The 26,340-nt window shown below is 33.8% G+C and carries 25 protein-coding genes; 17 read left to right on the top strand and 8 right to left on the bottom strand.

The window, feature by feature from the left end:
• The first annotated feature begins 90 nt into the window (after positions 1–90).
• The 10 genes from HYN86_RS10435 to HYN86_RS10390 all read left to right on the top strand — a co-directional run bounded on the left by HYN86_RS10435 (position 91) and on the right by HYN86_RS10390 (position 10,216).
• On the top strand, positions 91–879 hold the full coding sequence (locus HYN86_RS10435; protein ID WP_113677968.1) for a TrmH family RNA methyltransferase: 789 nt from the start codon (positions 91–93) through the stop codon (positions 877–879).
• 193 nt (positions 880–1,072) lie between these two features.
• Positions 1,073–3,295, top strand: coding sequence for a RelA/SpoT family protein (locus HYN86_RS10430; protein WP_113677967.1), 2,223 nt, complete (start codon positions 1,073–1,075; stop codon positions 3,293–3,295).
• Between the two features lie 88 nt (positions 3,296–3,383).
• Positions 3,384–3,848, top strand: a complete 465-nt coding sequence (locus tag HYN86_RS10425) for a Fur family transcriptional regulator (protein ID WP_113677966.1) — start codon at positions 3,384–3,386, stop codon at positions 3,846–3,848.
• A 99-nt stretch (positions 3,849–3,947) separates the two neighbouring features.
• Positions 3,948–5,219 carry an adenylosuccinate synthase gene (locus HYN86_RS10420; RefSeq protein WP_113677965.1) on the top strand — a complete coding sequence of 424 codons (1,272 nt, stop codon included), beginning with the start codon at positions 3,948–3,950 and terminating at the stop codon, positions 5,217–5,219.
• A 50-nt stretch (positions 5,220–5,269) separates the two neighbouring features.
• Entirely contained in the window at positions 5,270–5,854 is a 585-nt protein-coding gene (locus HYN86_RS10415) for an NUDIX domain-containing protein (RefSeq protein WP_113677964.1), read from the top strand.
• 61 nt (positions 5,855–5,915) lie between these two features.
• Positions 5,916–6,866, top strand: coding sequence for an alpha/beta hydrolase (locus HYN86_RS21290; RefSeq protein WP_113677963.1), 951 nt, complete (start codon positions 5,916–5,918; stop codon positions 6,864–6,866).
• A 136-nt stretch (positions 6,867–7,002) separates the two neighbouring features.
• Positions 7,003–7,890, top strand: coding sequence for a L,D-transpeptidase (locus HYN86_RS10405; RefSeq protein ID WP_113677962.1), 888 nt, complete (start codon positions 7,003–7,005; stop codon positions 7,888–7,890).
• A gap of 222 nt (positions 7,891–8,112) precedes the next feature.
• Complete coding sequence (locus HYN86_RS10400; protein ID WP_113677961.1) at positions 8,113–8,703, top strand: TetR/AcrR family transcriptional regulator; 591 nt, start codon at positions 8,113–8,115, stop codon at positions 8,701–8,703.
• A 55-nt stretch (positions 8,704–8,758) separates the two neighbouring features.
• Positions 8,759–9,898: an FAD-dependent oxidoreductase gene (locus HYN86_RS10395; protein WP_113677960.1), complete on the top strand. Its 1,140-nt coding sequence runs from the start codon at positions 8,759–8,761 to the stop codon at positions 9,896–9,898.
• Between the two features lie 33 nt (positions 9,899–9,931).
• On the top strand, positions 9,932–10,216 hold the full coding sequence (locus HYN86_RS10390) for an RNA polymerase alpha subunit C-terminal domain-containing protein (RefSeq protein ID WP_113677959.1): 285 nt from the start codon (positions 9,932–9,934) through the stop codon (positions 10,214–10,216).
• Positions 10,217–10,283: 67 nt separating this feature from the next.
• On the opposite strand, the gene guaB is transcribed toward HYN86_RS10390, so the two are convergent.
• From guaB to HYN86_RS10370, 4 genes are all read right to left on the bottom strand, one after another.
• Entirely contained in the window at positions 10,284–11,756 is a 1,473-nt protein-coding gene (gene guaB, locus HYN86_RS10385) for an IMP dehydrogenase (RefSeq protein WP_057119143.1), read from the bottom strand.
• Positions 11,757–11,967: 211 nt separating this feature from the next.
• A complete protein-coding gene (locus HYN86_RS10380; RefSeq protein WP_113677958.1) occupies positions 11,968–13,368 on the bottom strand; it encodes a DUF5723 family protein in 1,401 nt (466 codons plus the stop codon).
• On the bottom strand, positions 13,365–13,916 hold the full coding sequence (locus HYN86_RS10375) for a hypothetical protein (RefSeq protein WP_113677957.1): 552 nt from the start codon (positions 13,914–13,916) through the stop codon (positions 13,365–13,367). Before HYN86_RS10375 ends, HYN86_RS10380 begins: the two co-directional genes overlap by 4 nt.
• Positions 13,917–13,992: 76 nt before the next feature.
• Positions 13,993–14,859 carry a beta/alpha barrel domain-containing protein gene (locus HYN86_RS10370; protein ID WP_113677956.1) on the bottom strand — a complete coding sequence of 289 codons (867 nt, stop codon included), beginning with the start codon at positions 14,857–14,859 and terminating at the stop codon, positions 13,993–13,995.
• 209 nt (positions 14,860–15,068) lie between these two features.
• On the opposite strand from HYN86_RS10370, the gene HYN86_RS10365 reads away from it, so the two are divergent.
• Both HYN86_RS10365 and HYN86_RS10360 read left to right on the top strand, forming a co-directional pair.
• On the top strand, positions 15,069–15,683 hold the full coding sequence (locus HYN86_RS10365; protein ID WP_113677955.1) for a hypothetical protein: 615 nt from the start codon (positions 15,069–15,071) through the stop codon (positions 15,681–15,683).
• Positions 15,680–16,396, top strand: coding sequence for a DUF3307 domain-containing protein (locus tag HYN86_RS10360; protein WP_113677954.1), 717 nt, complete (start codon positions 15,680–15,682; stop codon positions 16,394–16,396). The genes HYN86_RS10365 and HYN86_RS10360 overlap by 4 nt, the downstream gene beginning before the upstream one ends.
• On the opposite strand, the gene HYN86_RS10355 is transcribed toward HYN86_RS10360, so the two are convergent.
• Entirely contained in the window at positions 16,382–17,416 is a 1,035-nt protein-coding gene (locus HYN86_RS10355) for a quinone-dependent dihydroorotate dehydrogenase (RefSeq protein WP_113677953.1), read from the bottom strand. The two genes, HYN86_RS10360 and HYN86_RS10355, sit on opposite strands and share 15 nt — an antisense overlap.
• 253 nt (positions 17,417–17,669) lie before the next feature.
• Here HYN86_RS10355 and HYN86_RS10350 point away from each other — a divergent pair, with 253 nt between their 5' ends.
• The 5 genes from HYN86_RS10350 (at position 17,670) to HYN86_RS10330 (ending at position 23,162) form a co-directional block, all read left to right on the top strand.
• The gene (locus HYN86_RS10350; protein WP_113677952.1) at positions 17,670–18,890 is read left to right on the top strand and encodes an OprO/OprP family phosphate-selective porin; all 1,221 of its coding nucleotides are present in this window, start codon (positions 17,670–17,672) and stop codon (positions 18,888–18,890) included.
• Between the two features lie 92 nt (positions 18,891–18,982).
• Positions 18,983–19,948 carry a DUF6515 family protein gene (locus HYN86_RS10345; RefSeq protein WP_113677951.1) on the top strand — a complete coding sequence of 322 codons (966 nt, stop codon included), beginning with the start codon at positions 18,983–18,985 and terminating at the stop codon, positions 19,946–19,948.
• A gap of 96 nt (positions 19,949–20,044) precedes the next feature.
• Positions 20,045–21,178, top strand: coding sequence for a formylglycine-generating enzyme family protein (locus HYN86_RS10340; protein WP_113677950.1), 1,134 nt, complete (start codon positions 20,045–20,047; stop codon positions 21,176–21,178).
• A gap of 117 nt (positions 21,179–21,295) precedes the next feature.
• Positions 21,296–22,573: a peptidase T gene (gene pepT / locus HYN86_RS10335; RefSeq protein WP_113677949.1), complete on the top strand. Its 1,278-nt coding sequence runs from the start codon at positions 21,296–21,298 to the stop codon at positions 22,571–22,573.
• 1 nt (position 22,574) lies between these two features.
• Complete coding sequence (locus tag HYN86_RS10330) at positions 22,575–23,162, top strand: YdeI/OmpD-associated family protein (protein ID WP_113679907.1); 588 nt, start codon at positions 22,575–22,577, stop codon at positions 23,160–23,162.
• A gap of 341 nt (positions 23,163–23,503) precedes the next feature.
• On the opposite strand, the gene yajC is transcribed toward HYN86_RS10330, so the two are convergent.
• The 3 genes from yajC to HYN86_RS10315 all read right to left on the bottom strand — a co-directional run bounded on the left by yajC (position 23,504) and on the right by HYN86_RS10315 (position 26,218).
• Positions 23,504–23,779 (bottom strand): preprotein translocase subunit YajC, encoded by a 276-nt coding sequence (gene yajC / locus HYN86_RS10325; protein WP_113677948.1) that lies wholly within the window; start codon positions 23,777–23,779, stop codon positions 23,504–23,506.
• 109 nt (positions 23,780–23,888) lie between these two features.
• A complete protein-coding gene (gene nusB, locus HYN86_RS10320) occupies positions 23,889–24,800 on the bottom strand; it encodes a transcription antitermination factor NusB (RefSeq protein WP_113679906.1) in 912 nt (303 codons plus the stop codon).
• Between the two features lie 311 nt (positions 24,801–25,111).
• Positions 25,112–26,218 carry a Glu/Leu/Phe/Val family dehydrogenase gene (locus HYN86_RS10315; protein ID WP_057119169.1) on the bottom strand — a complete coding sequence of 369 codons (1,107 nt, stop codon included), beginning with the start codon at positions 26,216–26,218 and terminating at the stop codon, positions 25,112–25,114.
• Positions 26,219–26,340: the final 122 nt, after the last annotated feature.

Below are 26,340 nucleotides of genomic sequence, written 5' to 3'. Positions count from 1 at the left end.
TTATTCGTGGATTCGTGGCTATTTTAAATTCTTGCAGGAAGAAAAAAACTCTGTACCTTTGCCCCTCTGCAACTTTGAGCCTTTAAAAAAATGAAACAAATCACTTCAATTCAAAATCCGTTTATAAAATCTTTGGTTTTACTTCAAGAAAAATCCAAAGCTAGAAAACAAACTGGAACATTTTTAATTGAAGGTTTAAGAGAAATTTCATTAGCAATAAAAGGCGGTTACGAAATTGAAACGGTTTTATTTTTACCAGAATTAGTTTCTGAAACTGAAATCGACAAACTGATCAATAATCCGTTTCAAATTATAGAAATCAACAAAGAAGTTTATCAAAAACTGGCTTATCGCGATACTACCGAAGGAATTTTAGCTGTAGCAAAAACCAAATCGCTGCAATTATCCGATTTAAAATTATCTGAGAATCCATTAATTCTTGTTGTTGAATCACTTGAAAAACCAGGAAATATTGGTGCCGTTTTACGTACTGCAGACGCAGCCAATTTAGATGCTGTTTTAATTGCCAATCCAAAAAGTGATTTATACAATCCGAATATTGTGCGTTCAAGTGTGGGCTGTCTTTTTACCAATCAAATTGCAAGCGGAACCACTTCTGAAATTATTGCTTTTTTAAAAGAAAAAAAGATTAATTTCTATAGCGCAACTCTTCAAAATTCAACTTCTTATCATACTCAAGATTTTACTGCTCCAACCGCTTTGGTTGTGGGTACAGAAGCAACTGGTCTAACGCAGGAATGGCGTGAAGCTGCTACTCAAAATATTATTATCCCGATGCAGGGCGAAATTGACAGTATGAATGTTTCTGTTGCTGCCGCGATTTTAATTTTTGAAGCAAAAAGACAGAGAGGGTTCTGATTTTTGATTTTTGATTTTTGATTTTCTAAAAGCTGCTTCGCTCCTTTTTGGAATTTGGGAGTTAAAAAATTTGGGAATTTTACCCTTCAAAAATCTACAATCTTTCCCGAAACTTCGGGACTAAAATCTACAACCGCAAAACCTTGTGTATATAGAAACTAATTCTTATTTTTAGTACTTGAACTATGCCGTTATGACAGAAATAGATATTGAAAAAGAAAATAAAGCTATTGCGCAGGAATACAAGGAATTACTTCGAATAAGTTACCAAACTTTAAGCCCAGCTGATAAAAAATTAATTCGAAAAGCTTTTGATGTTGCTGTTGATGCCCACAAAGAGCAGAGACGCAAATCGGGAGAAGCGTATATCTTTCATCCTATTGCAGTTGCAAAAATTGTTGCCTCAGAAATTGGTCTGGGAGCGACTTCTATTGCCGCGGCTTTACTTCATGATGTTGTAGAAGATACTCCAATTACGGTTGAAGATATTGAGCGATTATTTAATCCGAAAGTAGCGCAATTGGTTGAAGGCCTTACTAAGATTTCGCTAGTTCAAAAAGATTTGAATGCTTCAATGCAGGCTGAAAATTTCAGAAAAATGATTCTGACATTGAATGATGATGTCCGCGTTATTCTGATCAAATTGGCCGATCGTCTTCATAATATGCAGACAATGGATTCGATGGCGGAATATAAACAGACCAAAATCGCATCTGAAACTTTATATATTTATGCTCCTTTAGCCCACCGTTTGGGACTTTATAATATTAAAACCAAACTTGAAGATTTAGGTTTAAAATATACCGAACCAGCTGTTTACAATGATATTGTCAGTAAAATTCGTGAAACCAAGGAAGAACAAGATGCTTACATCAAAGATATTTCTGATGTTTTAAAGAAATCGCTAGACAATGAAGGCATTGATTATATCATCAAAGGCCGACCAAAATCCATTTATTCTATCCGTAGAAAAATGCGTGCGCAAAATGTTAGTTTTGATGAAGTTTACGACAAATTTGCACTTAGAATCGTTTATAAATCTGATGCACACGATGAAAAATTTGTGGCATGGAAAATATATTCAATCGTAACGGATCATTACAGACCGAGTCCGAGCCGTTTGCGTGATTGGATTTCGTCTCCAAAATCTACTGGTTACGAAGCACTTCACATTACAGTAATGGGCCCGAAAGGACGCTGGGTCGAAGTTCAGGTTCGAAGCGAACGTATGGACGAAATTGCTGAAAAAGGATATGCTGCTCATTATAAATATAAAAATGGAGCAACAGAAGAAAGTGGTTTAGATGTTTGGCTGAATCTGTTGAGAGAAGCATTAGAAAATCCTGAAACCAATGCCGTAGATTTTGTAGAAGATTTCAAAATGAATTTATATTCAAAAGAAATTTTCATTTTTACGCCAAAAGGAGAAATCAAATCACTGCCTAAAGGAGCGACTTCATTGGATTTTGCTTTCAGTATTCACTCTGAAATTGGAATTAAAACTCGAGGAACGCGCGTAAACGGAAGATTAGTTCCTTTAAACTACGAACTTAAAAGTGGGGATCAGGTTGAAGTAATTACTTCTCCAAATCAGAAACCAACAGTAAACTGGCTGGAATACGTAACGACTTCTAGAGCAAAAAATAAGATCAAAAACGTTCTAAACGAGAACACTAAAAAGATCGCAGAAGAAGGAAAAGAATTGCTTGTTAGAAAACTAAAACATTTAAAAATTACTTTTAATGAACAGGTTACAAACGAGTTAGTTAACTTCTTCAAACTAAAAACAAGTTTAGATTTATTTTACAGAGTCGGAATCGGCGCGATTGAAAATCAGCAGTTAAAAGATTATGCCGCTCAGAAAAGCAATTCGTTTATCAATTTCTTTAAAAATAAAATCAAAAGAAATAAAGATACAACTGCAGCTGAGGATATTCATAAACCAGTTATCAGCAGTAATTACGACATGCTGGTTTTCGGAACTGAACACGACAAACTCGATTACAAACTTTCGCAATGCTGCAACCCTATTCCAGGTGACGATGTTTTTGGTTTTGTGACTATTAACGAAGGAATTAAAGTACATAAAAAAGATTGCCCAAATGCAATTGGAATGCAGTCTAATTACGCTTACCGAATCATGAGCGCCAAATGGATTGACTCTTCGCAAGAGGAATTCAAAGCGATTATCAATATTACCGGAATGGATGTTTTAGGACTTACCAACCAATTGACAAGGGTAATTTCGAACAATATGAGTGTGAATATCCAAAGTATTTCACTGAGTACAGATGCAGGAATTTTTCACGGTCAGATTGCGGTAATTGTAAAAAATAATACCATTTTGAAGAAAATGATTAATGCAATTAAGAAAATTGACGGAGTTGATAAAGTTACCAGAGAATACAGAACCTAACTTTTTAACCTATCTATAAGGGTTTTATAACTAAACTTTAAACCCGAAACTTTTATTGATTAAAAATAAAAATTTATCTTTGCCGGATATGACACTCATTTCAACTGACAACACTAGAAATCAAGAAATTGTAAAAAACGTTTTTACAATGTATCTTGAACAAAAAGGGCATCGCAAAACTCCTGAGCGTTATGCTATACTTCAGGAAATTTACGACAGCGAGGAACATTTTGACATCGAAAATTTGTATATCAAAATGAAAAACAAAAACTATCGTGTGAGTAGAGCTACTTTGTACAACACGATTGAGTTATTGTTAGACTGCGCTTTGGTTAGAAAACATCAATTTGGACAAAATCAAGCTTACTACGAAAAATCATATTTCGACAAACAGCACGATCACATTATCATGACTGATTCTGGAGAGGTAATTGAATTTTGTGATCCAAGAATTCAAACCATCAAAAAAACAATCGAAGAAATATTTGATATTGAAATCACGAATCACTCACTTTATTTCTACGGAAACAAAAAGCAAAGCTCAAATTCATAGTCTGTAAAATTAGACTTTTCAAAAAAAATAAAAAAAAGAAAAAATTAACTACATAATCAGTAGGGCAACTTAGATTGCCTCAACGCAAATTAAAACAGAATGACCGTAGATTTATTACTAGGATTACAATGGGGAGATGAAGGTAAAGGAAAAATTGTTGACGTACTTACCTCAAATTACGATATTATTGCACGTTTCCAAGGAGGACCAAATGCAGGACATACATTAGAATTTGACGGAATTAAACACGTACTTAGAACAATTCCTTCTGGAATTTTTCATAAAAATTCAGTAAATATCATCGGAAATGGTGTTGTAATTGATCCAGTAGTTTTTCAAAAAGAAATTGAAGGTTTAGAGAAATTCAACCTTGACATCAAAAGTAAATTGATCATTTCTAGAAAAGCGCATTTAATTTTACCAACACACCGTTTGCTTGACGCTGCTTCTGAAGCATCAAAAGGAAAGGCAAAAATTGGTTCTACACTTAAAGGTATTGGACCAACTTACATGGACAAAACTGGTAGAAATGGTCTACGTGTTGGAGATATCGAATTAGAAGACTTCAAAGATCGTTACAGAGCATTAGCAGACAAACATGAAGCTATGATTGCTTTTTACGATGTTAATATTCAATATAATTTAGCTGAACTTGAAAAAGAATTCTTCGAAGCTATTGAAGAACTTAAAAAGTTAGACTTTATTGACAGTGAAGAATACATGCACCAAGCTCAAAAAGCAGGTAAATCTATTCTTTGTGAAGGTGCCCAGGGATCTTTATTAGATGTTGATTTCGGAACTTATCCTTTCGTAACTTCATCAAACACTACTGCAGCTGGAGCTTGTACAGGTTTAGGAATTGCTCCTAACAAAATCAAAGAGGTTTACGGAATTTTCAAAGCTTACGTTACACGTGTAGGAAGCGGACCTTTCCCAACTGAACTTTTTGACGAAGTTGGTGCTACAATGGCAAGAGTTGGTAACGAATTTGGATCTGTAACAGGAAGACAAAGACGTTGCGGATGGTTAGATCTTGTTGCTTTAAAATATGCTGTACAAGTAAATGGAGTTACTCAGTTAATGATGATGAAGGGTGATGTTCTTTCTGGTTTTGAAACTTTAAAAGTTTGTACTGAATACAACTACAAAGGACAAAACATCTCGCATTTTCCTTATAACATTGAACCAGAAAACGTTACTCCGGTTTACAAAGAGTTTAAAGGATGGAAACAAGATTTAACAGGACTTACAACTTACGATCAATTGCCTGTTGAGCTAAAAGAATATATTGAGTTTATTGAAAAAGAAATTGAAGTACCAATCAAAATTGTATCGGTTGGACCAGATAGAAAACAAACAATAACAAAATAATACATTTAAACGCTCTGATAATCAGAGCGTTTTTTTTGAATATTACTGACATGAGAAAAAATCCAGAAATTGAGATTACCGAAACCAAGTTATTATCAGATAACTGGTATGTATTAAATAAAGTTACTTTTAACTATAAAAAAGAAAATGAAAAAGTAGAATCGCACATACGAGAAGTATATGACCGCGGCAATGGCGCTGGTATCTTATTATATAATTCTGCTAAAAAAACAGTTATACTAACCAGACAATTTCGTTTACCAACTTATCTTAACGGAAACAAAACCGGAATGATGATCGAAGTTTGCGCAGGACTTTTGGATAAAGATAATGCTGAACAAGCTATAATTCGTGAAACAGAAGAAGAAACAGGATATCGCTTAAAAAAAATCCAAAAAGTGATCGAAACTTATATGTCTCCAGGATCTGTAACTGAGATTTTATATCTTTTCGTTGGAGAATATGACGAAAGCATGAAAGTAAGTTCTGGAGGAGGATTAGATGCCGAACAGGAAAATATTGAAGTTTTAGAATATACTTTTGATGAAGCTTACAAAATGATTGAATCTGGAGAAATTACAGATGCTAAGACTATTTTGCTTTTACAACATGCTAAAATAAAAGGTTTAGTTTAATTTTTTTGAGTATTTTAATTCAAAAATTAGTTAATAGTAAATTTAATCCCGCAAGCAACAAATGACATTATCTATTAAGCAGAAATATATTAAAATATTCATTATATCTTTTCTTGTCATTAATATTATAGCATTTTTTCATGCGTATAAGTTTACTCATTTTAGTGCTAGTACTTCTGAAAAGACAAAAACTCCAAATAAACTAACCACGCTAGAAAAAGCAAAAACATTATTTTTTGGAGTGAATAATCCGAAACCAAAAAACAAAAGATTTCCCAGCCAAAAATTCCACACTTTACAAATAAAAAGTAATAAAAGGATCGAATGTTGGCTGATTAAAAATCAAAAATCTAAAGGAACAGTTATTCTCTTTCATGGATATGGATCAGAAAAATCCTCAATGATTGATAGATCTAATGAATTTATAAAATTAGGTTTTAGTACTATGCTTGTCGATTTTATGGGAAGTGGGAACTCAGAAGGAAATCAGACCACAATTGGCTACAAAGAAGCAGAACAAGTGAAAACTATCTTCGATTGTGTAAAACAATCTGGCGAGAATAATGTAATTCTATTTGGAACTTCAATGGGAGCTGTTTCTATAATGAAATGTATTAATGAATATAAAATCAAACCAAACGCAATTATTATTGAGTGTCCATTTGGTTCAATGTATCAGACTGTTTGCGCAAGATTTAAAAAAATGAACGCTCCAACTTTCCCGATGGCAGGAATTCTACTTTTTTGGGGCGGAATTCAAAATGGCTTTTGGGGATTTAGCCACAATCCAACTGAATATGCCAAAAATATATCATGCCCAACATTACTGCTTTACGGCGAAAATGATAAAAGCGTAAGCAAAAAAGAGATAAATGAAATTTATAAAAACCTTCAAGGAGTAAAAAAACTAGCTATTTATCCAAAAACAGGTCATGAAAATTATTTAATAAAAAACAAAGTCGAGTGGACTAAGGATGTTTCCGATTTTCTTATAGATGAAATAACGCCCTAATTTTAAAAAATTAATAAAGCACGCTCAAAAAGAAAGTAAAATTTATTCAAATGTAAATCAAACAAACAATTCAAAAAATTATGTAACCCTTTTCAGCTATCACATTTATAACTTTACATTCATAAAAATACAACCTATGAAAAAGTTATATTACACAGCAAACGCGTTACTTATTTTGATTTTGACTTTAGCAGTTTCTTGCAAAAAAAGCGATACAATCAATTTAACTGAGAATAATAAAACCACTAAAAAAGCAATTGAGTATAAAGAACCCAAATCTGCTATTACATATAAAGTTGAAAACACTAAAGACTGGCTGAAAATTAACGAAGCCGACAGCAGCAAAATGGATATTGTTTATGCCTTAAACAGAACCGATAAAGCTAACTTTAAAAAATTGGATTCTGTTGTAATTCCAGGAGATTTTACTGGTGATTTGGTATACTACCTTCCATTTCCATTGCATGTTTCCGCCTTACAGGAAGTTTCAAAAATAATTCTATTTTCATATCCGACGCAAACTTTTGCTGCTTACGAAAATGGCGAATTAGTTTATACAGGCCCAACCAATATGGGAAGAAAAAAAGACCCGACACCAACTGGATTATTTTTTACCAATTGGAAAGCAGAACAAACTACCAGTACATTTAATGACGAATGGGATTTAAAATGGAATTTTAATATCGAAAATAAACTTGGAGTTGGTTTTCACCAATATGAACTGCCTGGCTATCCAGCTTCGCATTCTTGTCTAAGATTATTAGAGAAAGATGCTAAATATCTTTACAAATTTGCCGACGAGTGGATTTTAAAAGACAAAGAAAATGTAAAAGTAAAAGGTACTCCAGTTGTAGTTTTTGGAAGCTATGATTTTGACGGACCAAAACCTTGGCTAAAATTAGCCTCTGATCCCGAAGCTTTAAAAATATCTGAATCGGATATTGAAACTCAGGTTAAACCTTTTCTAAAGGAAATTCTAGAAAATCAAAATCTAAGAGAAGCCGAGCCAACTAAGACTATATAATATATTTATAAGTATAAAAAAGTCAGCTGAAACAATATTTAATCGTTTCAGCTGACTTTTTTTTATGATCTCAATATTATAAAAAATAAAACTTCAACTATCAACCATCAATAAACCTCAGTCCCTCTGCATCTTTGAACCTCTGCACCCATAAAAATAATAAATAAGCGATCGTTCATTTATTATTTTTTTATATCTTTGTATCATAATTAATTTAGAATTATGAGAACTAGAGATACCAATAAAGAAGAAATTGTAAAACAGAAAGCAATCGAAATGATTGTTAAGCAAGGCGTCGAAGGCTTTGGAATGAACCGTTTGGCAAAAGAATGCGGCGTTTCTGTTGCAACACTTTATATTTACTATTCAGATAAAGAAGATTTGATTCGGAAGATTGGAATTGAAATTGGCAGTAATCTCTTCAATAAAATGCTTAACGGATTTTCTCCAGAAATGTCTTTTAAAGACGGATTGAGAAATCAATGGGAAAATCGTATTGACTTCATGCTCAATTTTACTTTAGAAGCAACTTGTTTCGAACTCCTGAAACACTCCACTTATGGAGATGCAATTTTAGCAGAAATTACAGGTGATTTTAAACAAACTATGTCTCAATTTATGCTTTCAGCAATTGAAAAAAAAGAGCTTCTACCAGTTACTTTCGAAGTGTTTTGGAGCATTGCTTACGGATCTCTCTATTCTCTTTTAGAACTTCATCGAGAAGGAAAATCGATGTCTGGAAAACCATTTGTTTTTAATGATGATTTAAAAAATGAAGCTTTCAATTTAGTTTTAAAAGCTCTTACTCCTTAATAATATCAAAATTTATTTCAAAATTCAACATCATATTAAATTCAATTTTAATAAAATGAAAACTTCAATTATAGAAAATAAAAAAATCGCCATTATTGGCGGCGGGCCTGTTGGACTTACAACTGCACGAATTTTACAAATAAATGGTGCGGATGTTACGGTTTACGAAAGAGATATAAATGCTCAGGCTCGAACTTCGGGTGGAACGCTTGATATACATTCAGATTCTGGACAGTTTGCAATTCAAAAAGCAGATTTAATGGAGGAATTCCTCAAATATGCCCGACCGACTGGCGAGAAAATGGCCGATATTGACGGAAATATTACATCAGACGAAATGCCGGATGAAACAAATGCTTTTTCACGCCCAGAAATTGACCGAAACGATCTTCGAAAAATAATGCTGGATAATCTTGAAGAAAATACAGTTGTCTGGAACAGTCAATTAATTAATATTGAAAAAATTGAAAATCAATATTTTTTAGAATTCAAAAATGGGAAAACCGCAGTCGCTGATTTCGTAATTTTGGCAAACGGAGGAAGATCGAATGCTAGAAAATTTGTGAGCGACCAAGAACCCCAGCTTTCGGGAACTTATATCATTCAAGGAGAAATCTCAAATCCAGATGAAGATTATCCAGAGTTTAAACCTAAATACGGTAACGGAAATGCGATGGCAATGGGAGAACAAAAAATGTTTTACACCCACACCATGCGAGACGGATCAATACATTTTGGAGTTTCTTTTAAAGCTGATGAAGATTGGATTTCGAACCACGGAATTAATTTCGAAGATGATCAAGCTGTGATTTCTTTTTTAAACGAAAAGTTTAAAAACTGGGGAGACGATTATAAAAAATTCTTTAACGCTTCTACTGAATTTTCAGGTTTACCTTTAAGATTATTTTCTTTAGAAGAGCCTTGGAAACAACATTCCAACATTACTCTTATCGGCGACGCAGCGCATTTAATGCCTCCATTTGCTGGCGAAGGTGTAAATATGGGATTATTTGATGCTTATCATTTAACTAAAAATCTAACTGATGGAAGATTCGAAACAATTGACGATGCAATTGCTGATTATGAGAAAAAAATGTTTGGTTACGCTTTAGAAGCACAGCGTATGACAAAGAAAATGGAAGATTTACTGCATTCTGATATTGTTGCACAAGATATTTTAGACAGCAGGTTTTAACCTTAAAATTTTGTAGTTTAGTTAAAAAAATAAATGACAGCTTCAGAAAATAATAGAACTTGCAAAAAAGGGCATCATTATTCCAAAACGAGTGACTGCCCTACTTGTCCTATCTGCGAAGCGGAAAGAAAACCGAAATCAGGATTTTTATCTGTTTTATCAGCTCCCGCTCGAAGAGCTTTAGAAAGTAAAAATATAAATACGGTCGAAGATTTATCTAAGTATAGTCAAGAAGAAATTTTATCTTGGCATGGAATTGGTCCAAGCAGCATTCCAAAATTATTAGAAGAATTAAAAAAGAATGGTCTTAGTTTTTAAAGATTAACAACTAAAAAAGGCGTAAGAACTAAATCTTACGCCTTTTGTTTTTATATCAAAACTTAAATTATCTAGAATAATTTGGAGCTTCTTTTGTGATCGTTACGTTATGTGGATGACTTTCAGTGATTCCACTTGAAGTAATTCTAACGAAACGCCCAGATTCTTGTAAAGTAGGAATATCTTTTGAACCACAGTATCCCATTCCAGCACGAAGACCTCCAATGAATTGAAGCATACTTTCGTTTAATTCACCTTTATAAGGAACACGTCCAACAATTCCTTCCGGAACTAATTTCTTAACATCGTCTTCAACATCTTGAAAATAACGGTCTTTAGAACCTGTCTGCATAGCTTCAACAGAACCCATTCCGCGGTAAGATTTGAATTTTCTTCCTTCGAAAATAATAGTTTCTCCTGGAGATTCTTTTGTTCCCGCTAATAATGAACCCAACATTACACAGTCAGCACCTGCAGCGATTGCTTTAGGAATATCACCTGTATAACGAATTCCACCATCAGCAATTACAGGAACACCAGTTCCTTTAATAGCTGCAGCAACTTCCAAAACTGCTGAGAATTGAGGAAAACCAACACCCGCAACAATACGTGTAGTACAGATAGAACCAGGACCGATTCCAACTTTTACACCGTCAGCACCGTTTTCTACTAAATATTTAGCAGCTTCTGGTGTTGCAATGTTTCCAACAATAACATCTATTTGAGGGAATTTAGATTTTACTTCTTTTAATGTGTTTACCACACCTTCAGTATGTCCGTGCGCTGTATCGATAATGATTGCATCTACACCGGCATTTACCAAAGCTTCAGCTCTTTGAACGGCATCTCCAGTAACTCCAATAGCAGCAGCAACTCTTAAACGACCAAATGAATCTTTGTTAGCGATTGGTTTTTGAGTTAGTTTTGTAATATCTCTAAACGTAATTAAACCAACTAATTCGTTTTTCTCGTTTACAACTGGTAATTTTTCGATTTTATGACCTTGCAAAACCACTTCTGCCTGCTCTAAAGAAGTTCCTTCAGAAACAGTTACTAAGTTTTGGCTTGTCATAACCTCTGCGATTGGTCTTGCCCCATTTTTTTCGAAACGTAAGTCACGATTGGTAACAATTCCTTTTAAGATTTTGTTTTCGTCAACGATTGGAATACCACCGATTCCGAATTCTTTCATGGCATTTTTAGCGTCAGCGATTGTAGAGTTCATTGGTAATGTTACCGGATCGATAATCATTCCTGCTTCAGCACGTTTTACTTTTCGAACTTTTCCTGCTTGTTGTTCGATAGTCATATTTTTATGTAAAACACCTATTCCGCCTTCTTGCGCCATAGCAATTGCCATTGCACTTTCTGTAACAGTATCCATAGCAGCAGATACAATCGGAACGTTTAATGTGATGTTTCTTGAGAATTTTGATTTGATACTCACTTCGCGGGGAAGCACATTCGAGTAGTTAGGTACTAATAATACATCGTCGTAAGTTAAACCTTCGCCGATAATCTTGGAGTTGTGTGCTATCATGTTGCAATTTCTAGTTGAATTGCGTGCAAATATAGTGAATAAATTGGAAACTTGAATACTAACTTATTCATAAATTTAACTTTACAAGAATAGACTTACAAATTTATAATTTGAAATTCCAATCTTTTGAAATCCCAAATTCCAATCTTTCTGAATCCCAAATCCCAATCTAATTGGAATTTGGAATTTAAAAAATTGAAAGTTTTTTGAATTAATCCTCTCGATCCTGGAACACAAAATTGATTCCGATCTGAAATGCCGCGCTTCTAGCTTTGGACAAATCTTTGTATTCGAGAATATTATTCACCAAAGCATAAATATTGACTGGACCAATTGTTCCTGCGAGTCCGAGTCCTATATTTTTATTTGAAAAAGTATCAAAAGTATAAGTGGCTTTTACATCTAATTTTCTAAAAATATTTCTTCTGTAAAAAGCGGTCAAAGCAACTAAAGGTTCGCGTGGAGTTGTCATGCCAAAAAGCTGCGCTCCTACTGCATTTTTATAATATTTTTCGACTTGCCCTCTGCAATTACATTCGTCATCTGGACGCGCTTCTCCAAATGAATATTGAATAGAGGAATAAAATTTAGTAGGACGCCAAGTTGTATATTTATTATAAAGTGTATCTCTCGGAATAGCTTCTTCAAATTCGTCAAAAACATTTTCTGGATTATCAGTACCTAAAAAATCAGGATTTACACCATTGTATTGATAGGTTCCTTTGTAGGTAATTGTCTCAATATCTTTAGACTGTCTTATAAAACCCAGATCAATTATACTTGCAGTAAGCTGTAAATTGTCTTTTATGTAATAGGTAATTCCAGCATCTACTCCAAGTCCTAAACTACCGTTAAAGAAAGTATTATGTGCGATATCTTTGGCTACGTTTCCTTCGTATTCATCTTTTGTGAATTTAGAAATTCCAGAAGTTTTTAATTCTAAATTGGAAGAAATGATTTGATTGTACAAATTTGGAGTTCCAGCATCTTGTCCTGTATAAATGTAACCTGAATTTTTTGTAGAAGTAGCATTTGCACCACTTGAATAGATTTTTGCACGTCCACCAAAAACAAATTTATCGTTTACTTTTTTATGATAGCCAATATGAAGCACAGAAAGAACCTCAGCTTTGGCATTTATATCTCCCAGATTAAATGATTTGCCGATGTAATCTCTATTTCCGTTTAACGCCAATAAAGCAGGGTCTTTTGGAACATACATGAAAAGATCGAATTCCTGATACAATCCGAACGAAACGTACGAACGGCTTTCTCTTCCTCCTACTCTAAAACCAGCAGAGAATATTTCTAACTGCTGATTGGTTACTACTTTATCATTACTAGACGATCTATTAATTACGTCTCGAACTTTTTGATTAAAATCTACTCCATTATCGGCAAATAAATCATACGCCGAAAAGCTGTTAGAACCTACATTGGCAGAAACTCCAGATAGAACTGGAAAACCAAAATAGTATTTATAAGAAACATCGGCTCCAGGATTTACGAGAGACGACTGCGGAATAGAAGTGAAATTATACAGCAGTTCTTTATTTTGAGAAAAACAAGAAAGCTGAAAAACGATGCAGAAGATCAGATATATTTTTCTCATTCGATCACTAAATAAGCTGTTGCACTTGATCTCAATTTTAAATTTCCTAAACTTTCATTATTTAATGGCGGCCCGGCGGCGATTATAACGACAAAACCGATTTTTGTGGTTTGTTTTAAAAGATTTAATCGCTCGTTTTCAAACACTTCTGTTGGATATTTTATAATATTTGTTGTTCCTTGGTAAGAGGGAACGGTGTAAGAGATAGTTTCTAGTATTTCATCAGCGTCATTCATCAAGAGCAGATTGACAACAAAACTGCGATCAATATTATTCTCAATTTCGAAATTAAATTCTGCTTTCATCAACCTATTGGTAAAAAAGCTTTCTTTAAAAACGTCAAAGCTTCTGGTATCAAAAGCAACATTAGTTCCGCCATCATCTATAAGCTGATTAGCAGGAATATCAAAATATGCAAGGTTTGCTACAAGGACTGGTTCTAACTTCAAATCTTTTACCTGATCAAAATCCAAATCACTTGAACAGGAAAAAAATAAAAAAGCCAAAAGAATTATGCTTGAAATTTTACGCGAAGAATTCGATTTCATGACAAAAATTATATAATAATAAATGTAACGCTTAATGCTTACAATCATTATCTAAGGTAAGAAAAATAACTATTTTTTAATGAAACTTTCCAAACAATTTTGAAGCTTCATTATAAGCGCTTTCAAAACTTAGAGAGTTTAAGCCTGTTATTTTCTTATTAGCAGTAAAATAGGAAACCAGTTTTTCTGTCGGCATATTTCCAGTTAATTTATCGGTTGCCATCGGACAGCCTCCAAAACCTTGTATTGCACCGTCAAAACGAGTACAGCCTGCTTTTGCGGCCGCGTCAATTTTCTCAAACCAGCTTTCTGGTGTTGTATGCAGGTGAGCGCCAAATTCTATTTGAGGATATTTCGGGATTAAATGCGAAAACAAATACGTAATAACATCTGGCGTAGAACTCCCAACAGTATCTGAAAGTGATAGAATCTTTACTCCCATTCCTGCAAGTTTTTCTGTCCATTCGCCTACAATTTCAACATTCCAAGGATCTCCGTAAGGATTTCCAAAACCCATTGAAAGATAGGTGACTACTTCTTTGTTTTTCTTAGAAGCAACTTCTAAAATTTCTTCAAGCGTAACCAAAGATTCTGTAATCGTTTTATGTGTATTACGCATCTGGAAATTCTCGGAAATAGAAAAAGGAAATCCTAAATATTGAATCTGCTCATATTCTGATGCTTTAACCGCTCCCTGTGTATTGGCAATTATAGAAAGCAGTTTACTTGATGTTTGAGACAAATCAAGCTGCGCTAAAACCTCGGCAGTATCCTGCATCTGCGGAATAGCTTTTGGAGAAACAAAACTTCCAAAATCAATAGTATTAAAGCCTACTCTAAGCAAAGCTTGTATGTAGGATACTTTATTTTTGGTCGGAATAAAATCCCTAATGCCCTGCATAGCATCTCTAGGGCATTCAATAATTTTTATTTCTTTATTCAAAGCTTACTCATTTGTAAAAGGCTAAGTTAGTTTCTTTTTTAAATAAATAAAAGATAATTTTAGATAATACAGTTATTACCTAATATCGTAATAGAAATAATTATTACTTAAAACCGTAATAATTTAAAATATTACGGAAAACAGTAATAAATAGATTTATTACTTATATTTGTAATACAAAGTTTATTATTTTTTAATTATATTTGATTATGACTAGCGTAATTACAGGCGATATAATTGGCTCAAGACAGCAAAAATCAGATCATTGGGTAGATGATTTAAAAAACATCTTAGCTCCATTTGGATCAACACCCAATAAATGGGAGGTTTATCGCGGAGATGAATTTCAAATTGAGATTCCAAATCCAGAAGATGCTTTATTAGCTGCCATTTTGGTAAAAGCGCATTTACGAGCTATAAAATCAGATGCGAGAATGAGTATTGGTTTTGGAGATAAAACTCATAATGCCAAAAGAATATCAGAAAGTAATGGTTCTGCCTTTATACATTCTGGAGAACTTTTTGAGACTTTAAAAAAACAGAAAGTCACATTAGCGCTTCGAACGGGAGATAATGGTTTTGACGAAAAACTAAATTTAATGCTGCAGTTAGCCTTAACTTTTATGGACAGCTGGCTGGTACAATCGGCAGAATTTGTGGCCGTCGCGATAGAAAATCCTACTTTATCTCAAGAAGAATTAGGACAAAAACTAGGAATTAACCAAGCTGCGGTAAGCCGAAGACAAAAACGCGCTCAGTTTGATTTGGTTATGAATTTAGACCGCTATTTTAGAAAAGAAATAAAACAAATTACAGCCTCATGATTTTATTTATAAAACTGCTTTTAGCTCATTTACTAGGAGATTTTATCTGGCAGCCTAATTCTTGGGTAGCCGATAAAGAAATTAAAAAACATAAAAGTATTTACTTGTATGTTCATATTTTACTTCACGGAGTTTTGGCTGCAATTGTGGCTGGAGAAGTCAGTTTTATACCTTATGCGGTTTTAATCGCTGTTACCCACGGTATCATTGACTTAATTAAACTCAATTTTCAAAAAGCAAAAACAAAGCGAACGTGGTTTGTTGCAGACCAAATTGCACATATCATTATTTTAATTGCCGTTGTAATGCTTTACGAAAATAAAGGCTTAATCTATTTTTGGCAAAATAATGAATTCTGGATATTAATCACCGGAATTTTATTGGTAACCAAACCGACTTCTATTTTCATAAAAACTATTATTTCGATTTGGAGTCCAGAAAGTCAAAACAGTCATCAAGACAATTCTCTTGCCAATGCAGGAAATTACATTGGTATATTAGAACGTTTATTTATACTTTGTTTTATCCTAACTGCTCATTTTGAAGCTATCGGATTTTTATTGGCTGCAAAATCTATCTTTAGATTTGGAGATTTAAAAGAAGCTAAAGACCGCAAGCTCACCGAATACGTGATGATTGGCACCTTACTTAGTTTTGGAATCGCAATAATTGCCGGATTAATTCTTCAGGCACTTCTCTTACAACTGCCCTAAAACTTTTTTATTGATTGCTTTTATCAGCGCTGGACCTTCATAAATAAAACCTGTATACAATTGCACTAAACTTGCTCCTGCATTTAATTTTTCGATCGCATCATCTGCAGAATGAATGCCGCCTACTCCAATAATTGGGAATGCTTTATTGCTTTTTTCAGAAAGAAAACGAATTACTTCTGTAGAGCGTTTTGTCAATGGTTTTCCAGACAAACCTCCCATTTCTGACTGATTTGCAGATTGTAAACCATCTCTTGAAATTGTAGTATTGGTTGCAATTACTCCTGCAATCTGTGTAGTTTTCACAATATCTATGATATCTAACAACTGCTCATCTGTAAGATCTGGAGCAATTTTCAATAAAATTGGTTTTACTTTCTGCGTACTTGTTTTCTGCTTTTCAATGTTTCTATTTTGCAAAGTCTGCAGCAAAGCAGTTAAAGGTTCTTTGTCTTGTAAAGCTCTTAAATTTGGTGTATTTGGCGAACTTACATTCACTACAAAATAATCTACATGATCAAACAAAGCATCAAAACAAATGATATAATCGTCTACGGCATTTTCGTTTGGAGTCACTTTGTTTTTTCCAATATTTCCTCCAATCAAAACACCAGAATTTTTCTTCAAACGTTCTACAGCTTCCAAAACGCCGCCATTATTAAACCCCATTCGGTTAATAATTGCCTTATCTTCTTTCAAGCGAAACAAACGTTTTTTTGGATTTCCTTCCTGACCAACCGGCGTAACGGTTCCAATTTCAATAAAACCAAAACCAAAATCAGAAAGCTCTTTATACAACTTTGCATCTTTGTCAAATCCTGCTGCAAGTCCAACGGGATTTTTGAATTTAATTCCGAAAACTTCTCTTTCTAATCGAGAATCTTTTACTTCATAAATTGATCTTATAATTGACGAAACTCCTGGGATTTTTGAAATGAATTTAACAAATGAAAAAGTAAAGTAATGCACTTCTTCAGGATCAAACCAGAAAAGTATCGGACGAATTATCAATTTATACATAAGTGTGTTGTTGTTATTTTGGGTGCAAATTTAAATATTATAGTTTAAAAAGGTGCTTTTTTCCAAAAACAAATAATTTCAATTTTGTTTCATTCTTCAAAACATAAGGAAAAAAATAAGTCAAAAATTCCATTTTTTAACGTTGCAAGTTATAATATGCAACAACTTCAATCTCCTAAACTACCTGCTCTGGATTTTTTATTAATTAATTTTGAAGCAATTAAGAATCTTTTATACAAATCAATCCAACTATATGTATAAAGAAAACCCAACAAATCGAAACGCTGTCATTATATTATTAATTCTCTTTTTATTAATTGGTTTTAAAGGATTTTCACAGCATGAAAAAGACACTACAAAACTGATGAATGTTCGTTATGGCGAAAAAGGAATTGAATTACAAACAAGAGATAATAAGTTTCTATTTCAATTGCAAAGCAGATTTCAGTTTCGTTTTTCTACTCCTTATGATGCAGATCCTGTTACTTACGATGATTATGCACAAGATGCGCAGACGGTTTTTAAAATAAATCGTGCCAGATTAAAAGTTGGCGGTCACGCTTTTGAACCTTGGTTAAAATACTATTGGGAATACGAACTAAGTCAGTCCAACTTACTTGACTTTAGAATTATGATCGAAAAATGGGAGTGGCTGAGTTTTAAAGTCGGACAATGGAAAACCGAATTTACCCGCGAACGTTTCATTAGCAGCGGCGAACAGCAAATGGCCGAGCGATCTTTAATTAATCGTCCATTTACAGTAGACAGACAATTGGGAGTCGAAGTTTACGGGCATTTGAAAGGCAAAGGTATTGCCGATTTTAATTATTGGGCAGCGGCCTTGACTGGAACGGGACGAGGAAGTACGGTAAATGATGACAGCCATTTAATGTATTTTGGAAGAGCACAATGGAATTTCTTAGGTCGATTTTTGGATTTTGAAGGCTGTGATTTAGAATTTCACGATAAACTTACACCAATTGCAGCTTTTTCAGCCATAACAAATAGAAGTCCATACACTCGTTTTTCTCAAGCTGGCGGAGGTTCCTTAGAAGGATACGAAAATGGTTTGCCGGGTCAGTATAGAGTTAATCAATGGAATGTAGAGACGGCTTTTATGTACCGTGGTTTTTCCTGGCAGAGCGAATGGCATACCAAAGAAATTATTGATAAATTAAACAATAACGATACTACGACACTAAAAGGATATTATGTACAGGCTGGATATTTCTTTCATAATGTTTTCGACTGGTGGCCAAAGCATTTAGAAATGGCAGGAAGACATGCTGCTTATAGACCAGATAATTCTATACGACAAAATAGACAAGATGAGTCCACATTGGCTTTTAACTGGTTTTTTAAAGAACATAAAAACAAATTGACTTCTGAAGTAAGTTATTTTAGTTTTGAAGACAAAACTTTACCGCTTGAACAAGGCTGGCGTTTTCGCATACAATGGGATATTTCATTGTAAGAATATTCATTTCCAAAAATTAAAAATACTTTCTCAAATCTTACATACAAATTCTTTTTTTTAATAACTTTATCTAACTTAAAATACTGAAAATGAAAAATATAAATAAAACAATACATAAAGTTGTACTAACATGTCTAGCTGGATCGTTTTTTTTGATTTCTATTGACAGCATAGCACAGCGCCGAGTTGGAGGAAATGGTGGCGGAGTACACAGACCCAGCGGAGGCACACAGACAAGACCGGCGGCAACAAGACCTGCAAATCAATCTAGACCAGCAGTAAATAGGCCTTCTACCAGCAAACCAGCAGTAACTAGACCTGGATCTAATGGTTCGGGAACTAAAGTTACAAGACCTACTAATAGTTCCAATACTAAGATTAACAACAGAAACAATACAACAAACCGTAATTCTAATAACACCATAAATTCAGGCAATAGAAATACAAACATAAGCGGCAATACAAGAAATGTTGACCGAAGCAGAGATATTACCATAAACAATAATAGAAATACTGTCGTGAGAAGAAATACGGTTGTTTATGCACGTCCTCCGTACGTATATGGCGGTTATAGATATCACGCTTATAATCCATACTATTTTCATCCTTACAGACCTTATTACTATGGTCCAACATGGCATCCTTGGGGATTTTTTGTAGCAACTTTAGCGGTTACAGCAATAGTAGTAAGCGTCGAAAGTTCACAATATCATTATGATCAAGGAGTTTGGTATGCACCTTCTAACGGAGGTTACACTGCCGTTCCTGCACCTGTCGGCGGAACTGTTAATAATATTCCAAGCGGCGCACAAACCGTTAATACCGGAACGGTAAATAATTATTACTACGGAGGAACTTACTATGAAAAAGACGGCAGTACTTATAAAGTAGTACCTCCAACAGCAGGGACAATTGTAGATAATTTACCCGAAGGCGGTGAAGAAGTTACGATTGGAGATGTAAAATATGTCAAATTTGGAGAAACTTACTATCAGCCAGTTCAAGTTGATGGCAAAGAAAAATACGAAGTAGTCCTTGTTGAAAAAGACAAATAATTTATTAATCCCATATAATTACTATAGTATTAATAATTATTTTTATAATTTTATCCCATCTATTTGACAACCAATATCAGATCAAAATCATTTACCATGAAAAATAAAACTTTTTGGATTTTTGCTGTGCTGACAATTTCTATTATTTCACTTGCTTATAGCTATACCAAGTTAATGTTGCCGAAAAAAGATATAGCTGCTGAATGTCATGAAATTCCAAACACTTCAGAAGCTTCAGCATTTAAGCCAACTATTGAAAACAAAGATAAACCTGCAGGAAAAGCTCCAGAGGGCATGGTTTGGATTCCAGGCGGCGAATTCTCAATGGGAAGCAATGTTGAAGATGAAAGTTTATGCAGTATTAAAGGTGTAACGAAAGACGCTGCTCCTATTCACCGAGTTTATGTTGATGGATATTATATGGATAAAACCGAAGTCACCAATGAAGAGTTCGAAAAATTTGTAAAAGCCACTGGCTACGTAACGGTTGCGGAGCAAAAACCAACTAAAGAAGAATTTCCTGGTGCAAGCGAAGAAGATCTTATAACGGGTTCCGTTGTGTTTACACCTACTCCATCTGCTGTTAATTTAAACAATTTTCTGCAATGGTGGCGTTACGAACCTGGTGCTGACTGGAGACACCCTGATGGTCCTCAAAGCACAATTAAAGGAAAAGAGAAATATCCTGTTGTACATGTGGTATATGAAGATGCAGCAGCTTATGCAAAGTGGGCTGGAAAAAGGCTTCCAACTGAAGCAGAGTGGGAATTTGCAGCTCGTGGCGGTAAAACAGGTAATCTATATGCTTGGGGAAATGACTTAAAACCTAAAGGAAAATTTCAAGCTAATATATACCAAGGACATTTCCCTATAAAAGATGGCGATACTGGAGAAGACGGATTTAAAGGAATTGCTCCTACAGCTCAATATGCACCAAATGCTTATGGCTTATATGATATGGCAGGAAATGTATGGGAATGGGTAAATGACTGGTACAGTGTCGACTATTACAAATCATTGGCCGATAGTGGCAAAACAGTAAAAAATCCGCAAGGACCTGATGCTTATAATAATCCAAATGATCCGACAGAAGTTAAACGAGTTCATCGAGGCGGTTCTTTTTTATGTACCGACCAATATTGCACACGATACATGGTTGGAACAAGAGGAAAAGGAGAAATCAGATCTGCCGCAAACCACGTAGGTTTTAGATGCGTAAAAAGCAAATAATATTAAAAAAACAAATGAAAGGGATTCTGCACAGAATCCCTTTTTTTATTAATTCAGATATGGAAAGCTAAATTATGCAGGAGAAAAATTTTCTATATTTGCTAAAAAATCAAAGAAATGCAACATATCATAGATCGTTTTATTAGTTATATAACAATTGATACAGAATCAGATCCAAATTCGCAAACAACGCCAAGTACTGAAAAGCAGTGGAATTTAGCCAATAAATTAGTTGAAGAACTAAAAACAATCGGACTTGAAGATGTAACTATTGATGATAAAGCGTATATCATGGCAACGCTGCCAAGCAACGTAGATCACGAAGTTCCAACAATAGGTTTTGTTTCTCACTTTGATACTTCGCCAGATTTTAGCGGTGCCAATGTGAAACCTCAAATCGTAGAAAATTACGATGGAAAAGATATTGTTTTGAATGCAGAAAAAAATATTGTTTTATCTCCAAATTATTTCAAAGACTTACTGCAATATAAAGGACAAACCATTATTACAACTGACGGAACAACACTTCTTGGTGCCGATGACAAAGCGGGAATTACAGAAATTGTTTCGGCAATGGAATATCTAATTCAGCATCCAGAAATTAAACACGGAAAAATCAGAATTGGTTTTACTCCAGATGAAGAAATTGGACGCGGTGCGCATCATTTTGATGTGGAAAAATTCGGAGCACAATGGGCTTATACGATGGATGGAAGTCAGATTGGCGAATTAGAATATGAAAATTTCAACGCAGCTGGAGCTAAAATTACTTTTAAAGGAAAGAGTGTTCATCCTGGTTATGCAAAAGGAAAAATGATTAATTCTATGCTTTTGGCAAATGAATTTATTAATGAACTTCCAAAAGGAGAAACCCCAGAAGAAACAAAAGGTTACGAAGGGTTTTTTCACGTTCATCACATAAAAGGAAATATCGAAGAAACAGTTTTAGAATTGATTATTCGTGATCACAATAAAAAGAAATTCGAAAAGCGAAAAGAGCTTATAGAGAAAATTGCCAAAAAATTCAATAAAAAATTTGCTAAGAAATTTGGTGAAGATATCGTAATTGCGGTGGTAAAAGATCAATATTACAATATGAAAGAAAAGGTTCTTCCGGTAAAACATATTGTTGATATCGCTGAAAAAGCAATGAAAGAATTAAATATCAAACCGATCATCAAACCAATCAGAGGCGGAACTGACGGATCGCAATTATCTTTTATGGGATTACCTTGTCCGAACATTTTTGCGGGCGGACACAACTTCCACGGAAAATACGAATATGTTCCTGCCGAAAGCATTCAGAAAGCAACAGACGTAATCGTCAAAATTGCTGAACTTACTGCAATCCCAGGTATTTTTGATAAATCAGAAAAAACTAAAACAAAAAAATAAATTGGAATCGCAATCCGATAATAAAGGCATTTGGAAGTACAGTGATAAATGGGAAGAAGAACTGATTCTCCTCAAAACTATCATCGACAAAACAGAACTAACTGAAACCACAAAATGGGGCGGTCCAGTTTATGTTTATAACAAAAAAAATGTAATCGGAATTGGCGGTTTTAAAGATTATTTTGCCATTTGGTTTTTCAATGGCGTTTTTCTCAAAGACACTAAAAACAAACTCGTAAATGCTCAGGAAGATAAAACTAAATCTTTACGGCAATGGCGTTTTACTTCTAAAGACGCAGTAAACGAAGCTGTTATTTTAGAATATATTGTTGAAGCTATTGAAAATGAAAAAGAAGGAAAGATTATAAAACCTTCTAAAAAAGAAGCAATTGTTTCGGAATTGTTAGATCAAGAAATGGTTAAAAATCCAGCTTTAAAAGAAGCATTTGCCAAATTTTCGCCCTATAAACAATATGAGTTTTTAGAATATATTGAAACAGCAAAACAAGAAAAAACGAAACTTTCGAGAATCGAAAAAGTGATTCCGATGATTTTGAACAATGTTGGATTGAATGATAAATACAGGTAAGTTAAATTTCAATATTTAAAATCCAAATTCCAAGTAATTATAGACCTTTGTCAAAGTTTAAAACTTTGACAAAGGTTTTTTTTTTTTAGGAACATTCACCACCTGCTAAACACTGCCCATGGTTTCAACCACGGGAACTTAATCATAATCACAATCCATATTCCCCTGACTGAAACCACTGGCTATATTTTTCATACAAATGAATTAAACTCTTTGAGGAGCTCCTTGCGAAGATTTCTCTCTTCGTTCGAAATGACAAAACTGTAGTGAATTTTTGAAAAACAAAAAAATCCCAAACTCCATTATAAGAATTTGGGATTTAAAATATTGTAATTTAAAATTTATGCTTTCTTATTCAAAGCAGCACTCAATTCAAGAGAAATAGCTGAACGCTCTAATTTTAATTTTCCAGACATGGTTTCGATTACAACTGTAGTTTCTGCTAATTCTGCAATTTTACCGTGGAAACCACTTTTTGTAACTATTCTGTCACCTATTTTTAGGCTGCTTTCAAATTCTTTTTCGTTTTTAGCTCTTTTTTGTTGTGGTCTGATCATAAAGAAATAGATTACCACGAACATCAATAGAAATGGCGCAAATTGAGTTAATTGTCCCATAATTTAAATTTATTTTTGATTTATATATTAATACCTTTTTAGCTCTTCGACTTAGCAAGATGCAAAGCCTTTGGAATTTGGAATTTAGAAATTTTGATTATTTAAATCATTACATCAACCCTCTTCCTACTTTCACCATTTTTTTATTGGCTGTAAGTTCCTTAACAAGGTTATCTAAAATTCCGTTGATAAAAATACTACTTTTTGGTGTAGAATACTCTTTAGCAATTTCTAAATATTCGTTAAGAGTTACTTTTACTGGAATTGAAGGGAACTTTAAAAATTCGCAGATTGCCATTTTTAGGATAATTGTATCAATTTCGGCAATTCTTTCGCTGTCCCAATTTGGAGTTTTATCGTCGTATTCTTTTGCAAAAGCAGTTTCATTTAAAACAGTTCTTCGAAATAAGTCTTTTGCAAAATCTTTATCTTCAACATCTTTGTACAATTTCGGCACTCTAAAATCGTCTGGATCTTCTGTTTTAATTGCTTTCAATTGTTTTACAATATGCGTATTTACAACGGGAATATCATCAACCCAAGTCAATTTATCGTCTTCTAAATACTCGTATAATTTTTCGTTTGGAACAATAACATTTTCGAACAAATCAATAATAAATTGTCTGTCTTCTTCGAATGTATTTACATTGTTACTCATGTAGTTTTTGTACAAATCGCTGGCTTTTACATCATTTAAAAGTAAAATGATATAATCATCGTTTAATGACCAGTTATTGATTTTACGATTTTCTAGAGCGATACTAAGAGAATTGCTTTCGGCAAGAAGTTGAAAAATTTTGTTCTTTACAAACTTTTCATTCGGATTACGTTCTGCGGCAGTTGCCAGGTGTTTTTTACTTGAAAGATGCAAAAAGACAGCTTCTTTTTTGCAGATTTCTATCAATGAAGAAAGCATTATAAGATATAAGTCCTGAATATTATCAATACTATAAAAAAGAAATTTTTCTTCTTTTTCCATATTATCAGAACCGCTTTGGTGCATTGCATAAATGGATTGCATTACTTTAACGCGTATGTGTCTTCTATTTACCACCTTGTAAGAACATTTAAAAATTAGTCTGCAAAATTAGGAATTTCAATCCTGATATTAAAATTAATTCGTAAAAAAGTATTTAGTTTTAATCGCGGTATTCAGTCTCGGTCGCAGTATTCAGTCTCAGTCTCAGTCGCAGTATTCAGTATTAAGTATTCAGTATTCAGCTAACTAATGAAGTCCTCAAAAAAAACTGTAAACTGCGACTGAAAACTAAAAAAAATCCCAGCTTCCAGAAAAAACTGAAAACTGAGACTGAGACTGTAAACTATAAAAAATTACTTCGCAGCGTTCTCGATTCTTCTTTGATCAATACGGTTTTGAGCAATTGTAAGAGCCGCTTTATGAGTCGTCATATTATTTTGAGCTGCAAAATCTATAATTTCTAAAGTAGTATTATAGATATTTTCAGTTTTACTCATAATTTCAGCTTTGCCGTAATTTGCTAATTCAGCGTAAACATTGATAATTCCACCCGCGTTGATTAAGAAATCTGGAGCATATAAAATACCTCTTTCCTGCAATCTCGCACCGTGAACATTTTCGTCTGCTAATTGATTGTTGGCAGCACCAGCAATAACTTTAGCTTTAATTTTGTTTACTGTATTATCATTAATTGTTGCTCCCATTGCACACGGCGCGTAGATATCAACATCTGCTGTATATAAATCTTCGCCGGTATAAATTGTTGCATTATATTTTGAAGCAACTTGGTATAATTTTTCTTCGTTGATATCAGTAATAGTTACCTGCGCTCCTTCTTTAGTCAAATACTCCACCAAAGTTTCACCCACGTGTCCAATTCCTTGAACCAAAACTTTTTTACCATCTAAAACATCAGTTCCAAACTGACTTTTAGCAGCAGCTTTCATTCCTAAATAAACTCCGTAAGCAGTTACAGGAGAAGGATTTCCAGACCCGCCTCTTTCTTCAGAAATACCAGTCACATAAGGTGTTACATCTCTTACAGTATCCATGTCTTTTGTTTCCATTCCGACATCTTCTGCAGTAATATATCTTCCGCTTAATGAATGAACGAATTCACCAAACTTACGCATTAATTCAGGTGTTTTTTGAGTTTTAGCATCGCCAATAATAACAGCTTTACCTCCACCAATATTAAGTCCAGTAATGGCAGATTTAAAAGTCATACCTCTTGAAAGACGTAAAACATCATTTAAAGCTTCCCATTCTGTGTTATAATTCCACATTCTAGTTCCTCCCAAAGCTGGACCCATAACCGAATTATGAATACCAATAATTGCTTTTAAACCTGTATCTTTGTCATTGCAAAATACAATTTGTTCGTGATCGTCAAAAGATAATTGACCAAAAACAGGATCCATTTTTTGAAGTTCCTTTCCAGTTGCGAAAGTTGCATCCATAGCGCTAGTATTAATTAGGTTAAAATTATGAATTTGTCAAAAAGACTTCTCAAACATAATTAAAAAATACACATGTGCTAATTTTTTATCTATAAAATAACAATTTTACAATATAATTGTTT

The sequence above is a fragment of the Flavobacterium fluviale genome, assembly GCF_003312915.1.
GTDB classification, from domain to species: domain Bacteria; phylum Bacteroidota; class Bacteroidia; order Flavobacteriales; family Flavobacteriaceae; genus Flavobacterium; species Flavobacterium fluviale.
Note: the sequence above shows the minus strand (reverse complement) of the source record. Positions and strands in the feature narration are given on the sequence as shown.